Consider the following 15,277-nt stretch of genomic DNA (forward strand, 5'->3'; position numbering starts at 1 on the left):
AATTTCTTTACATATAAAATGTAAAATATACATTTTTAATTGTAAAGCTGTGGAATTTTATTGTCAAGGGTTTGTCCTAATGGCTTTTCTTAATATTTCGATTGGTTTGAACTCTTAATAATTTTGAGCAAGTTTTGGCTATATTAAAAAATGCACTAATTATCCATAAGAAAAGCAAAGCCGCCCGGGCTTTGCTTTTTCTTTGTATTAATCGATCAGCTCGAATTCTTCCTGCTCTTCGTCTCCGCTGATTACTTTATCTTCGTCAAGTCCGTAGTGTTCACGGATTTGTTTTTGGATAGTGAGGCGGATTTCCGGATTTTCTTTTAGGAATACTTTGGCGTTTTCACGGCCTTGGCCTAAGCGCTCTTCGTTAAATGAGTACCATGAACCGCTCTTTTGAACAATATCCAGTTCAGAGCCAAGATCGATGATTTCCCCTTCCTTCGAAATTCCTTCACCGTACATGATATCTACTTCCGCTACTCTGAATGGAGGAGCGACTTTGTTTTTGACAACTTTGATCTTTGTCTTATTACCAACCATTTCATTGCCCTGCTTAAGGGTTTCTGCACGGCGTACTTCAAGACGGACAGAAGAGTAGAATTTCAATGCGCGTCCGCCAGGAGTGGTTTCAGGGTTTCCGAACATAACTCCGACTTTTTCACGGATCTGGTTAATGAAAATCGCAATGGTTTTAGATTTGTTGATTGCACCTGATAGTTTACGAAGCGCCTGGGACATAAGGCGGGCCTGCAAACCAACATGGGAGTCACCCATTTCCCCTTCAATTTCAGCCTTTGGCACAAGGGCTGCAACAGAGTCAATTACCAGGATATCAACAGCGCCGCTTCGAACAAGAGCTTCTGCAATTTCAAGCGCCTGCTCACCTGTATCCGGCTGGGAAAGAAGAAGCTCGTCAATATTTACACCAAGCTTTTGTGCATAAACAGGGTCTAGAGCATGTTCAGCATCGATAAAAGCTGCTTGTCCGCCGCTTGCCTGAACCTCTGCAATTGCATGCAGGGCTACTGTTGTTTTACCTGAGCTCTCAGGTCCATAAATTTCAATAATACGTCCTCTTGGGTAGCCGCCTACCCCAAGAGCTGCATCAAGGGCAAGGGATCCGCTTGGTGCAGTGGAAATTTTGCGGTCAGTCTGTTCACCAAGCTTCATGATAGAACCTTTACCAAATTGCTTTTCTATTTGTTTTAACGCCATTTCAAGAGCTGCTTGACGATCACTCACTAATAGTTCCTCCTTTTATATAGACGAATCTATCTTTTGATTAGATTCGTGTTGTCTCATCTCAAAACCTAACTCTACTATAAACCTTTTCAATGCATTTGTCGAGCAAAAAGTCGAACATCCATTCGATTTTTTTCACCGGGACATTTTGCCCGAAAATATCAATTCATGGGGAGGAAAATGGAATTTTCAGGTGTGAATCAATAGGAGAAATGGCATTTCGATAAGTATTCTGTCTATTTTTCAGGCTATTAAAAAATCAGAACGCTTAGGCGCTCTGACTTTCTTTTAATGCTTTTATAAGAAAATGGCAGCCGTATTTTACCGTACGGACCCGGTTTGCTGCCCTGGTTCCCCCAAGGTTCAGCTTTTCAGTCTGGACAGGCTTTCCTTTTATCCAGATGCCTATATATACGGTTCCCACCGGATTGCCTTCCAGTTCGTCAGGACCTGCAACACCTGTGAAGCTGATCCCGATATCTGAGTTAGTCAGACTGGCGATATTCTCAGCAAGCTCTGCAGCGCACTGAGTACTGACGACCCCCTCGTTATCAATCGTTTCTTTGCGGACTTTTAAAACTTCAGCCTTAACTTCGTTTGTATAGCAAACCACTCCGCCTTTTAGAAGACTGCCTGCTCCCGGAATAGATGTAAACTCCTGCTGGAACATGCCGCCTGTTAAACTCTCAGCAGCGGAAATAGTCATATTGTTTTCCTTGATCAGCTTGGTAAGCTCATACATCAAGGAAGTTTCATCGTAGCCATAGAAGAATTCGCCGACACGATCGAGGATTTTGGCTTCAGTTTCATCCATCAGCACCATAGCGGTGTTAGGCTGGCTATGCTTTGCCGTAAGCCTTAGCGTGACTTCCCCATTAGAGGCAAGCGGGGCAATCGTTGGATTACTCTGCGCATCGATAATATCTTCAATCTCAGTTTCAAGCATGGCTTCTCCAATCCCGAAAAAGTGCAATACCCGGGAAACAATCACATCATCAGTGCCCAGCTTGGATTGCATGGCTGGAAAAGCATGTTTCAGGAACATAGGCTCCATTTCATTTGGCGGTCCCGGAAGTAGCATAAAAACATGCCCGCCATTATCGGAAATCATTCCAGGAGCCATTCCATGCTCGTTAGGAAGCACTTGTGCATCCTCAAGTACAAGAGCCTGTTTTTTATTATTTTCAGTCATCTCTCTGTCAGTCCGTTTAAAATACAGCTGTATGGATTCAAGCGCCTGTTCATCCATGACAAGCTCTTTGCCAAGATGGCGGGCAATCGTTTCTTTCGTCAAATCATCCTTTGTCGGCCCCAGCCCGCCAGTGAAAACGATCAAATCTGATCGATCTTCAGCAATTTTGATCACAGACTTCAGGCGTTCAGGGTTATCGCCAACCACTGTATGGTAAAAAACATTAATGCCCAGTTCAGCAAGCTGCCGGGAAAGAAAGCGGGCATTTGTATTAACGATTTGTCCAAGTAAAAGCTCAGACCCGACAGCTATAATTTCTGCATTCATTCAAAAGCCCCTTTCTGGCTAAAAAAATTACTTTGAGTTAATGAAGGCCTGCTTGTTTTTTGCAAAATAGTCCCAGCCGGACCAGATGGTAAAGAACATCGCAACCCATAGGGCAATCAGATCAAACGGAATTGAAACCATTTCAAAAATAATATTATGTAAAAGCAGTGCAGAAATGGCCACAATTTGAGCCCATGTTTTGATTTTGCCAAGCTGATTTGCTGCGACTACTTCTCCTTCCCCCGCCAGAACGAGCCTTAAACCTGTTACGGCAAATTCACGGCTGATGATAATAATCACAATCCAGGATGGAGCCAGCTCAAGATCAACCAGGACAATCAATGCCGCAGAGACCAGGAGCTTGTCTGCAAGCGGATCAAGAAACTTGCCCAGATTTGTAACCAGATTGTATTTGCGGGCAAAGTAGCCGTCGACCCAATCCGTAACTGAAGCAATGATAAAGATAAGAGCTCCAATCAGATGGGTTACCGGCATTTCCGCTCCAAGGAACTCTACACGTCCCCAGGAAAAAGGAACAAGCATTACGAGCAGAAATATTGGTATCATCATGATACGTGACACTGTAATTTTATTTGGCAGATTCATGTTTTACCTCCAAGTATAGTAAATGAAGCTTCTTGCAGAAAAAGGTCTCAAACATTCGCTGTAAACCTTTTACTGATAATTTTTACATAAAAAGCGAAAATAGTCATCTAAAGAAGATGACTACTCGGTCTTCGGCGCGTACTTAATGGTTATATCCTGCTTAACGGATTGTGAAGGCGGCACCTTATACTCAATTTTTTCGCCGTTTACATAGATTTCAGTTTGAGTCGAATTTCCGACTACAATGGAAGCTTCCGTTTCCTTTGAAAAGTCTACCTTCTGGCTTTTCGTGCCATCAGCTGTCAGCATTCCCTGGTAGAAGGAATTTCCTTTGCCGTTTTTGATATTCACCCAAGTTTCTCCTGTAGACACAACTTCAAGTTCAAACTTGTCCGCATTTTTCAATTCATAAACCGTTCCATTTCCGCTGGATTGCACCACAGCAACCTCCTGCTTTGGCGTTTCCTCGGCTTCTTGATCCTCGGCATTATCCTCAGCAGACTCTTTGTCAGCAGATTCTTCTTTCTTACCTGCTGATTCATCTTTATCATTTTCTTCTTTTTTACTATCTGCAAGGTTTTCAGACTCTTCTATTACCGTCTGTCCATCTGTCCGATCTGATGGCTTTTCATCATTATCCGCCTGATCTTTGGCCCCCAGGAAATTATAAAGGACCGCGATAAGACCAATTATAAAGACACCTATGAGTACCTTTGGAAGAATATCGAATACTTTTGAAGTCCTGCCCGAAAGATCTTTTCTGGATTGAACACGGGATAGCTTTTCCGGAATATCATCATCCACCTGTGCCGGAATGTCATTTTTATACTGCTCGAAAATTTCTTCCGGCTCAATTCCAACCGCTTCAGCATATTGCTTTATAAATGCCCTGACATAAAACTTTCCGGGCATCATGCTATAATCGCCCTCTTCAATTCCCATCAAATAGCGCTTTTGTATTTTTGTGACCTTTTGCAGATCGTCAAGGCTCATATCTTTAGCCAGCCGCGCTTCTTTTAAACGATTGCCTAGTTCTGTCAATTTACAACACCTTCCAACTTACTAAAAATCAAAGCCTCCAAAATCAGATTCAGAGAACATATTGTTTTTCTCTACTACATCATAAGTAATCTCTTCCTCAGGATCATGACGGAGCTCAATAATATAATCAAAATCATTAAGGGAGTATTCAGTGTTTTGCACAAAAATATCCGGATGCTCAACTACCTTTACTGCAGGAAGGCGCATAATTTCCCGAACGAGCTGCCAGTGCCGTTCGTTTGCACGTCTGGTTGAGACAATTCCGTCTATTATGAACAAATTGTTTTCATTGTATTCATCCTCGATCAGCTGGTTGCGTATTGTCTGCTTCAGCAGAGTGGATGAAACAAATAGCCAGCGTTTGTTAGCACAGACACTGGAAGCGACAATGGATTCTGTCTTTCCAACCCTTGGCATTCCCCTGATCCCTATTAGCTTGTGCCCTTCCTGTTTAAATAATTCGGCCATGAAATCTACTAAGAGGCCCAGCTCATCCCTGACAAACCTGAACGTTTTCTTGTCGTCGGCATCCCTTTGAATGTATCTTCCATGGCGAACAGCAAGACGGTCTCTCAGTTTAGGCTCCCGGAGCTTAATCACTTTAATCGTATCCATTGTATTAAGAATAGATTTTAAGCGTTCAATCTGTTCGTGGTCCTTAGCCAAGATCAGCAAGCCTCTTCGGCCTTCATCCACACCATTGATCGTCACAATATTAATGGAAAGCATACCCAGCAGGGAAGAAATGTCACCAAGCAAGCCGGGACGATTCTTTTGGATTTCATATTCCAAATACCATTCTGTTTTCTCCACCGGAAAACCTCCTCCTGCATGATGCGCACCTATTTGCGCATTCTATATGTATATTTAACTTTTGGTTATGTAAATTTTTATTAAACTTATCCTAAATTTTCATCTAGGTTCTATAATATATGATTTTTTGCCAATATGAAAGAAAAAACCCGTTTGGCCGGGAAGGAAATCTTTTTGGGGAAAAAACGAAAAGAGAGGTAATCCTCTCTTTTCGCTAATTGCTATTAAAATCTTAGTGAGTACCGTCGTTTTGAACAAGCTTTACCATCATATTTGCAATGGCATGCTGCTCTTCCGGACTTGCTACGGACCAAAGATCAGCAAGGATTTTTTCCTGGTCATTCTTCGGCTCCACTTGCTTGGCTAAATAATCGCCGATTTGAAATGCAAGGTCATTTACAGTTTCCTTATTCATCCCTTGATTCGTCCCCTGATGAAGACGATCTCCAAGGAAGTCTTTCCACTGCTGCCAGTTATCTAGTACAGACATAATTTTGCCTCCTTTAAATGTTGTACAATTATATTGTGCTTAGGGGCTGAATAAAATATGCATGCACAAATGGCATAAACCAAAAAATATGTGACACTTCTTTGAACGATTTGCAGTTAGGTATACCAGCCGCCATTTACTGCCAAAACCTGTCCGGTAATATAGGAGGCCTTCTCTGAAAGAAGGAAGGAAACAGAGTTGGCAATGTCAGCAGGCAATGCAAGCCTGCCCATAGGAATGCCGCTTTTTACGGCATCGAGCTCTTCTTCAGTAAAATCATTCAGCATGGCGGTCTCGACGGCACCTGGAGCAACAGCATTAACCCTCACTCCGCTGAGGGCAACTTCCTTGCTTAAAGCTTTTGCAAAAGCAATTTGAGCACCCTTTGCTGCTGAGTACGCAACTTCACAAGCCGCACCCGTCTGGCCCCATATAGAAGAAATAACTACGACATTCCCGCTGCCCTTTGAGATAAGTTTTGGCAGAAGCTCTTTGGTCAACAGGAGCGGTGAGGTCACATGAAGATTCATCAGCGCCTCTGTTTCCTTTTCCGGCAATTCCGTAAGAAGTCCATATTGTGCTGACCCGCTATTATGGATAATGGCATCAAGCGAAAAGATATTTGGTATAATTTTTTTATAGCCGCCTTGTACAGAAAGATCTGCTTGGATCGGAATATATTCTCCCTCAAAGGTCTGCAGGCGGTCCAGCAGACTGTTTATACTATGTTTGTTTTGATTGTAATGCAAATAAAGCGAATAGCCTTCCTCCGCCAGTTTGATGCTGATTTCCTGGCCGATTCCTCCGCTCGCTCCAGTTATTAACGCAAATTTTCTCATTTTATACACTCCCGAAAAAAGCAAAGCGCCTTTTATGGCGCTCTGCTGAAACAGCTTTTTATTTCTTAGGCACAACCTGACAAACCGTAAACCGTTCTTCGCTTATCAAATTACCAGCCGCATTTTCCACATCCTCAAGTGTGATGCTTTCAAGCGTCGGCACTACATCAAACAAATCCATCTCATTAAAAGCATACCGGGTAAATTGATTGGCTATATATTCAGGTGAATTGACGGCACGCAGGAATGCGCCTATTTTCTTCTTCTTTGTCCGATCAAGTGTTTCCTGTGAAATAGTTCCCTTTTCCCTTGCATCCAGCAGCATCTTTTTCAATGTTTCTGCCAAGCGGTCGGGGTCATTTGTGTCCCCGCCAACCATGGCAAAACCAAAGCCCTCTTCCTGTGTGTAATCAAAAGAGAACGTGTCATCAATTAATCCTTCATTATACAGTGAGCTGTAGTGCTCAGAACTTTTACCGAATAAGATATCCAGCATCACATTCAGACTCAGTTCATTTTTAAGCATTTCCTTGCCGGACTGGTTTGCATTACTGCTCTTTATCCCAACAAGGCACTTTGATGTCTGAACATTCATCTCAAGAACTTTTTTCTTTTCGGCAGCTTCAGCAGGCTCTTCTTCGAATTGGCGTTTTATTTCCGGCAGCTCTTTATAATCCTTCTTGCTTTGATTATTCTTCACCTGGGACATAATCTGATCCGGATCAACGGGCCCGACGATGAACAAAAGCATGTTGCTTGGGTGGTAGAAGGTTTCATAGCATTCATACAGCATATCTTTCGTGATATGGGAAATGGACTCGATCGTACCTGCGATATCGATTTTAACCGGATGGTTTTTGTACATATTTTCGATCAGGCCAAAATATAAGCGCCAGTCAGGATTGTCATCATACATGGTGATTTCCTGACCGATGATGCCTTTCTCTTTTTCAACAGTCTTTTCTGTAAAATAAGGATCCTGCACAAAATCAATCAGCGTCTCAAGGTTCAACTCTACATTGGACGTGCTGGAGAATAAATAAGCCGTCCTTGTAAAAGAAGTAAAGGCATTTGCTGATGCTCCCTGCTTGCTGAATTGCTGGAATACATCGCCGTCTTCTTTTTCAAAAAGCTTGTGTTCCAAAAAATGGGCAATCCCATCTGGAACTTTTACAAATTCATCTTTTCCGGGGGGCAGGAAATGATTGTCGATCGAACCATATTTCGTTGTAAACGTGGCGTATGTCTTGTTAAATCCCTTTTTCGGCAAAATATATACATCCAGCCCATTTTCGAGGCTTTCATAATACAGCTCTTCCTGAAGCTGGTCAAAAGTGATTTTTTCCATTACTTGCCCGCCTCCTTTCCTGTCAGGAAATACACTGTATCCAAACTGACCTTCTTAGCTGTTTCGGCAATCTCCTCTTTAGTTACCTTATCCATTTCATCCATCCAGGTTTGAAGCGTAATTGCTTTGCCTGACACAACATTATGATAGAGGACTTCGACAATCCCTCGGGCTGTATCAACAGTCTCCAGAAGCTGATTTCTTATGACCGCTTTGGTCTGCTCCATTTCCTGTTCGGTAAAGTCCCCGTTTTTCATGGCTTCCAGCTGTTCTTTAATAATATTCACTGCCTGGTCATAATTACTGTTATCGATTCCCGACATAACCATCATTAAGCCTTTATGGCTTTCAAGTCGGCTGGCTACATAGTATGCGAGACTGGCTTTTTCGCGGACATTCAAGAACAATTTTGAGTGAGAAAAACCTCCGAAAATTCCATTGAATACCTGAAGGGCATAATAATCAGGATCTCCGTAAACGACATTTGTCCGGTAGCCGATATTTAGTTTTCCCTGCTTCACATCCTGTTCTTCCCTGACTTCATTAACAGATTCCTTGGCTTTTCCTGCAGATGCTGGCGCTGTCTGAGGTGTTCTTTCCTTAAAAGATAAAAGTTCACCTGCGTAGGATTCGGCATCTGCCTCATCCACATCACCTATAACATATAAATCAAGCTCATCCTGCGCCATTGCCTGCTGATAATATTCATAAAGGCTTTCAGGCGTAATTTTGTCCACATCTTCTTTCTCGCCATTCACATGCAGTGCATAAGGCTCATCTTTGCACATTTCCTGTACCAGCCGGAAATTGGAATAGCGCATTTTATCATCATAAACGGATTGAATCCGCTGTTTCAGCGTCCTTTTTTCTTTTTCAACCGTATCCTGGTCAAAAGCGCGGCCTTGCACATTTGGCTTAGTCAGGATCTCCGATAAAAATTGAAACGCTTTTTTCAATAGAGGAGTCGGGTCTGAAAGAAACTTCTCATTCGCAATTTCAACTGAAATGGTAATGACATGATACTCGCCCTTTTTCGCCAAATCCACAAAAAGAGTTGCACCATATAATTCATCAAGATAAGAACGCAGCTTTCCAGTTGCAGGGTAAGACGAACTGCTGCTTTGCAGGACATGCGGCAATAAAGATCTTAATGTAACAGTATCCTTTTCAAGCGGAGCTTTCATTTTCCAGACCAGTGTATTGGTTTTATATTTCTCTGTTTTAACTACATGAAGCTTATAGCCATTCATGGCTTTTACGGATTCAGAGATTAGAGCCATTTCTTTTCCTCCTGTCGGTAGATTGATGAGTCCAAAGTACGGTCAATATGAAGAATAAGGAACATCCCCTATATGTAAACACTTTGCTGCTATCTTCTATAATATCCTTTGTTATAAATCATATTCTTACTATACCTTGCCCTATTTCTTTATTTCAAGTTATTGGCTGTATTGGAAGGTTATATAAAAGAAAATCGGGAAGCTTTGCAGATGAATGATTGCGAACAAAATGCATCTCTCAAAATGAGGAACAAAAGACAAGTATGCAGGATTTCAATGAGCAATAAAAAGCCCCATTTCCAAAAGAAATGAGGCTTTGCTGTTTAGCGCTTTCCTTTTATATATGGAGTACCAGATGCTTTTGGAGCATCGGCGCGTCCTATGAAACCAGTTAATGCCAGAATCGTTAAAACATATGGTGCAATAAGAAGATATACATTTGGAATATTCTCAAGGAATGGAAGGCTTGAGCCGATGATACTCAAGCTTTGCGCAAATCCAAAGAATAAAGCCGCACCCATAACACCAAGCGGATGCCATTTACCAAAAATCAATGCTGCCAATGCCATAAAGCCTTGGCCGCTGATCGTTGCATGGCCGAAATCTGAAGAAATGGATTGTGCATACACACCGCCGCCAATTCCTGCTAGGGCACCGGAGATTAATACCCCAATGTATCTCATTCTGGTAACATTAATACCCATTGTATCGGCAGCCATTGGATGTTCACCAACCGCCCTCAGCCTTAGCCCGAATGGAGTTTTAAACATCACAAACCAGGCAAGAAATGCAACGGCAATCGCTGCAAATGAAGTATAGTATGTGTTTGAGAAAAACAGTTTTCCTATTACAGGTATATCGCTCAAAAATGGTATATCCACCTTGCTGAACCCTTTTTGAATAATGTCCGTCTGGCCTTTTCCATAAATGAATTTAACCAGGAACAGTGCAGCTCCAATTGCCAGAAGGTTAATCGCAACACCTGAGACTACCTGGTCTGCTCTAAACGTAATAGAAGCAACAGCATGGAGGATGGATAACAGTGCTCCGACAACCATCGCAGCAAGGAGAGCAACCCACGGTGTCATGCTGCCAAATACATCTACAAACGTAAGGTTAAAGACAATGGCAGTGAATGCTCCAATTACCATCAAGCCTTCTAAACCAATATTTACAACACCAGAGCTTTCTGAAAAATTTCCGCCCAATCCAGTGAAAATAAGCGGGGCTGCCCAAAGCAAAGTTGATGGAATAATAATTAATAGGATCTCCATTAAGCCCACTTACTTCACCCCCTTTTTGCTGATACGGTCAATAAAGATGCGAATCATATAGCTTGCTGCAACAAAGAACACAATAAGAGCAATGATAATATCTACCAGTTCATTTGGAACTCCAGCTTCAAGCGGCATGTTTAAGGCGCCAACCTTCAAGCTTCCGAATAGCAATGCTGCAAAAACAATTCCGATTGGACCGTTACCGCCTAGAAGTGCAACTGCGATACCGTCAAACCCTACTCCGGTAAAACCGCCCTTGATGGCTGCGTATCCGAATGTACCCAAAGCTTCCATTGCACCTGCAAGACCAGCAAATGCTCCTGAGATTACCATTGAAAGAATAATGTTTTTGCTGACGCTCATGCCTGCATATTCAGATGCATGCTGGTTAAAGCCTACAGCGCGCAATTCGTATCCCTTTGATGTTTTTTCTAATAGGAACCACATAATAAACACACACGCTAAAGCAATTAAAATTCCCCAGTGCAGACGAGAATAATCAGTTAATCCCTCAAGAAATGGGGAACGCAGTGATGCAGAGTCTGCAATCATCTCAGTACGGTCACTTTTTTCTGAAAGAACCGTACGGATTATATAGTTCGTTACATGCAATGCCACATAGTTCATCATGATCGTGACAATAACTTCATGGACTTTAAACTTGGCTTTCAGCAGTCCTGGAATGAAAGCCCATAGCGCACCCGCTGCTGCAGCTGCAAGAACAGCGAGCGGCAGATGGATGAACTTTGGAAGTTCAAATGCAACCCCTACCCAAACAGCTGCGAGCCATCCGACGATCAGCTGTCCTTCAACTCCGATGTTAAATAAGCCTGTACGGAAAGCAAATGCAACTGCCAAACCGGCAAGAATATAAGGAGTCACCTGTCTGACTACTTCACCAGTGTAGTAAATTTCTCCGAAAGCACCGTTCCATAGGGAAATAAATGCAGATCCGGCATTATACCCTGTTGCTATCATTATGATTGTACCAACTAATACACCGAGCAGAACGGCAACTATAGGTACGACAATATTCTTCATGCGATTAGACATGGTTTTCGCCACCCGCTTCCTTCCGTTTAGAACCGGCCATCAATAAACCTAATTCTTGTTCAGTTGTTTGTTTCGGGTCAACTACTGCTACAATTTCACCCTCATAAATAACAGCAATACGGTCGCTGACATTCATAATTTCATCCAATTCGAATGAAATAAGCAGCACTGCTTTCCCCTGGTCACGCTGTTCAATCAGACGTTTGTGAATGTATTCAATCGCTCCAACATCCAATCCGCGTGTCGGCTGAGCAGCGATCAGGAGATCTGGATTGCGGTCAATTTCACGTCCGATTATAGCTTTCTGCTGGTTACCTCCAGAAAGTGCCCTTGCAAGTGTATATTCACTTGGGGTTCTGACATCGAATTCTTTAATCAGCTTTTTTGCTTTGCTGTAGATTTCTTTAAAGTTCAGAACACCTTTTTTAGAGAATGGAGCTTTGTAATAGGTTTGCAGAACCATATTCTCTCCAATTGGAAAATCGAGGACAAGTCCATGCTTATGACGGTCCTGAGGGATATGCCCTACCCCCTTCTCCGTTACCTTACGTGGAGACATATTAATAATGTCCTTGCCATTCAATTTAATTGAACCGCTTTCAGACTTCCTCAAACCTGTGATTGCTTCTATTAACTCAGACTGTCCATTTCCGTCTACACCGGCAATACCGACAATTTCCCCGGCCCGTACATTAAGGTTAAGTTTATTAACCACGCCAAGCCCCCGGGAATCTTTTACATGTAAATCCTGAATTTCAAGCACTTGCTCCTGCGGTTTCGAGTCTGTTTTATCCGTTTTAAATGTAACTTCCCTTCCCACCATTAAGCTGGCAAGTTCATTAGGATTCGTCTCGCTGACATTAACCGTACCGATACCGACCCCTTTGCGGATAACCGTTACACGATCACAAACTTCCATAATTTCCTTCAGCTTATGGGTGATTAAAATAATAGATTTGCCTTCCTGAATTAAGGTTTTCATGATCTGAATAAGCTCTTTAATTTCCTGAGGAGTCAGAACAGCTGTAGGTTCATCAAAAATAAGGATTTCCGCTCCCCGATACAGGGTCTTTAAAATCTCCACCCTCTGCTGCATTCCTACAGAAATATCTGAAATTTTCGCCTGTGGGTCTACAGCAAGTCCATATCGCTCTGAAATTTCCCTGACTTCCTTCTCAGCTTTTTTAATATCTATTTTTCCGCCTTTAGTCGTTTCTTTTCCTAGAATAATATTTTCTGTGACGGTGAAACGGTCTACTAGCATAAAGTGCTGGTGAACCATCCCGATGCCCAGGTCGTTTGCTATATTTGGATCGGTGATGCTCACCGGTTTTCCTTTAACTTTTATATCACCCTTTTCAGGCTGATATAAGCCAAAAAGGACGTTCATCAATGTTGATTTGCCCGCACCGTTTTCGCCAAGCAGCGCATGAATTTCACCTGATTTCAGCTGAAGCGTGATATTATCATTGGCTACGATTCCAGGAAACTCCTTGCGGATGTTGAGCATTTCAATAACATAATCCATTTGTTTCACTCCTTGCTCAAAATATAAGGAAATCATTAGTAGTAAGAGGTCAGACCTTGGCAATTCTTAGAAAAACCTGGCCAAAACGCCAAGTTCCCCTTAAAGAATAGTAAAATATAAATGCATTAAAAATCTAAGTGAAATACAGAATTCTTTCTGTCCTTCAATTAAACTTTTAAAAAAGGAATAAGAGGCCACAGTGCAACCTGCTTATTCCTTGAAAGTTAATTATTCAGCTGAGAAAGAAGCCAGTTCATCTTTTGTAGATGGAACAGTCAGGTCACCATTCTTGATCTTTTCCTGCCATTCTTTAACTGCACCTTCGATTTCTGCTTTTGCAGATACTTCCGGATTGATAGGAGCAAGGCCTACACCGTCTTCAGCCAATCCGTAAGTAGTCGTTTCTCCGCCAGGGAAGCTGCCGTCTTTTGCCTTTGTAGATAGGTCCTTAACAGCATTGTCTACACGCTTAAGTGCAGATGTAAGGATTACATTGTGCTCTTTGCCATCAATTTCAACTACACCTTCAGCTGTCTGGTCTGAGTCAACACCAATTGCCCAAAGTTCTCTTGCCGGGTCTTTCTTTTTAAGGTCACGAGCTTCCTTGAATAGACCGTTGCCTGTTCCGCCAGCAGCGTGGAAGATTACGTCTACGCCAGAAGAGTACATTTTAGAAGCAATTGTCTGACCTAATTCAGCTTTATCAAATGCTCCAGCATATTGAACTTCCACTTTAATATCAGGGTTTACCGCTTGAACACCAGCTAGGAATCCAGATTCGAAACGCTCGATAACCGGAATTTCCATACCGCCGATGAAACCAATTTTGTTTTCTTTAGTTGCTGTGGCTGCAGCAACACCTGCAAGGAATGCAGCTTCCTGCTCTTTGAACATGATGCTTGCTACGTTTGGCTGATCTACAACCGCGTCAACGATACCGAAATGCGCATCCTTTTGCTGTTGAGCAATCTCATTGATCGCACCTTCCATTAGGAAGCCGATACCAAAAACAAGATTAAAATCTTGACGAGCTAATGTATTAAGGTTTGTAGAATAGTCAGCATCTGACTGTGATTGAAGATAGTCAAATCCGCCTTTTCCTTTTTCAAGTCCATTTTCTTCACCAAATGCCTTTAAACCTTCCCAGGCAGATTGGTTAAATGATTTATCATCTACACCGCCGACATCTGTTACCATCGCTACAGAGAATGCTTTTTCTTTTTCGTCTCCGCCAGCTGATTCTCCGCCTTTTTCTTCACTTTTGCCGCAAGCACCCAGAATCGTTCCAGCAGCAAGAACTAAAGATAGCGCCAATCCAAATTTACGCTTTTTCAAGGTTGGTACCCCCTAAGAAATTGTTTTTGCATTAGCGGAATGAATGATTTGTGTTTCGTGTATCCCCCAAGAGCTAGATTCTCTTTCTGAGGACATGGAAACTGAACTTATCAGCTCTGAAATAATTGACCGAATAGAGAATCGGAGTATCCGCTTCATCGAAATGCATCTGCTTCAATACAAGCAATGCCGTTTCCGGGTCACATTCCAGAATAGGTGAAATTTTCTCGTGATAGCCAATAGGCTCGATTTGGGCAACAGCATAAGTGATTTTCCGGTTTGCCTCTTCTTCAAGCATGTTGAGGATCGACTCTTGTTCGTGGGAAAATGTGTCCGGAAGAATATTCTCAGGAACTTTATCCACACAATAAACGACCGGTTCACCATTTGCAGTTCTTACCCGCTCAATCACGGCAATCTCCTGGTCTAACGAACATGAGAATCTGCGGATATCATCTTCAGTCGGTCCCATAGTTACAGAACTTAAGAAAACGGTTCCCGGCTTCATCCCTGCCTGCAAAATCATATTTGTGACACTATTAAGCTGTTCGATGCCTGATGTAAAAAGCGGCTTTGCATTGACAAAGGTGCCTACACCGTGACGGCGGATAATTACGTTTTCTTCTTCAAGAATCCGCAACGCCTCCCGCAGTGTAGCTCTGCTAACACCAAGCTGTTTGGCAAGATCAAATTCAGACGGAAGTTTTTCTTTTTCTTTATAAACTCCATCTTCAATATCTTGTTTTAATCGATCGATGACTTGCAAATATAAATGCCGGTTATCTGACTTAATAGACATGCAGGGTTCCTCCAACTTCAGTTCTCAAGACATCAGACCTCTGATGTTCAATCATTCCTACTAATCGAAAATACTATAACACTTTTTACCCAATAAAGAAA

14 protein-coding genes are annotated in these 15,277 nt (G+C 42.4%); all 14 read right to left on the reverse strand.

The annotated features are described in order from the left end of the window. Nucleotides 1-207: 207 nt before the first annotated feature. A complete protein-coding gene (gene recA / locus QUF73_07945; protein ID MDM5226141.1) occupies nt 208-1,248 on the reverse strand; it encodes a recombinase RecA in 1,041 nt (346 codons plus the stop codon). Between the two features lie 268 nt (nt 1,249-1,516). After that, nucleotides 1,517-2,767 (reverse strand): competence/damage-inducible protein A, encoded by a 1,251-nt coding sequence (locus QUF73_07950; protein MDM5226142.1) that lies wholly within the window; start codon nt 2,765-2,767, stop codon nt 1,517-1,519. 27 nt (nt 2,768-2,794) lie between these two features. After that, nucleotides 2,795-3,373, reverse strand: a complete 579-nt coding sequence (gene pgsA, locus QUF73_07955; GenBank protein MDM5226143.1) for a CDP-diacylglycerol--glycerol-3-phosphate 3-phosphatidyltransferase — start codon at nt 3,371-3,373, stop codon at nt 2,795-2,797. Between the two features lie 120 nt (nt 3,374-3,493). Then, the gene (locus QUF73_07960; GenBank protein MDM5226144.1) at nt 3,494-4,414 is read right to left on the reverse strand and encodes a DUF4115 domain-containing protein; all 921 of its coding nucleotides are present in this window, start codon (nt 4,412-4,414) and stop codon (nt 3,494-3,496) included. A 21-nt stretch (nt 4,415-4,435) separates the two neighbouring features. Beyond that, nucleotides 4,436-5,227, reverse strand: a complete 792-nt coding sequence (locus QUF73_07965; GenBank protein ID MDM5226145.1) for a YmfK family protein — start codon at nt 5,225-5,227, stop codon at nt 4,436-4,438. A gap of 232 nt (nt 5,228-5,459) precedes the next feature. Further along, nucleotides 5,460-5,717 (reverse strand): DUF3243 domain-containing protein, encoded by a 258-nt coding sequence (locus tag QUF73_07970; protein ID MDM5226146.1) that lies wholly within the window; start codon nt 5,715-5,717, stop codon nt 5,460-5,462. Between the two features lie 116 nt (nt 5,718-5,833). Beyond that, a complete protein-coding gene (locus QUF73_07975) occupies nt 5,834-6,556 on the reverse strand; it encodes an SDR family oxidoreductase (protein MDM5226147.1) in 723 nt (240 codons plus the stop codon). A 58-nt stretch (nt 6,557-6,614) separates the two neighbouring features. Further along, nucleotides 6,615-7,904 (reverse strand): pitrilysin family protein, encoded by a 1,290-nt coding sequence (locus tag QUF73_07980; protein MDM5226148.1) that lies wholly within the window; start codon nt 7,902-7,904, stop codon nt 6,615-6,617. Beyond that, on the reverse strand, nt 7,904-9,184 hold the full coding sequence (locus QUF73_07985; protein MDM5226149.1) for a pitrilysin family protein: 1,281 nt from the start codon (nt 9,182-9,184) through the stop codon (nt 7,904-7,906). Before QUF73_07985 ends, QUF73_07980 begins: the two co-directional genes overlap by 1 nt. A gap of 323 nt (nt 9,185-9,507) precedes the next feature. Next, entirely contained in the window at nt 9,508-10,467 is a 960-nt protein-coding gene (locus QUF73_07990; GenBank protein ID MDM5226150.1) for an ABC transporter permease, read from the reverse strand. Further along, a complete protein-coding gene (locus QUF73_07995) occupies nt 10,468-11,514 on the reverse strand; it encodes an ABC transporter permease (protein MDM5226151.1) in 1,047 nt (348 codons plus the stop codon). Then, complete coding sequence (locus QUF73_08000) at nt 11,507-13,042, reverse strand: ABC transporter ATP-binding protein (GenBank protein ID MDM5226152.1); 1,536 nt, start codon at nt 13,040-13,042, stop codon at nt 11,507-11,509. Before QUF73_08000 ends, QUF73_07995 begins: the two co-directional genes overlap by 8 nt. 228 nt (nt 13,043-13,270) lie before the next feature. Then, nucleotides 13,271-14,377, reverse strand: a complete 1,107-nt coding sequence (locus tag QUF73_08005; protein MDM5226153.1) for a BMP family protein — start codon at nt 14,375-14,377, stop codon at nt 13,271-13,273. Nucleotides 14,378-14,450: 73 nt separating this feature from the next. Then, a complete protein-coding gene (locus tag QUF73_08010; protein ID MDM5226154.1) occupies nt 14,451-15,176 on the reverse strand; it encodes a GntR family transcriptional regulator in 726 nt (241 codons plus the stop codon). Nucleotides 15,177-15,277 lie beyond the last annotated feature (101 nt).

This window comes from Cytobacillus sp. NJ13 (assembly GCA_030348385.1).
In the GTDB taxonomy this organism is placed as follows: domain Bacteria; phylum Bacillota; class Bacilli; order Bacillales; family Cytobacillaceae; genus Cytobacillus.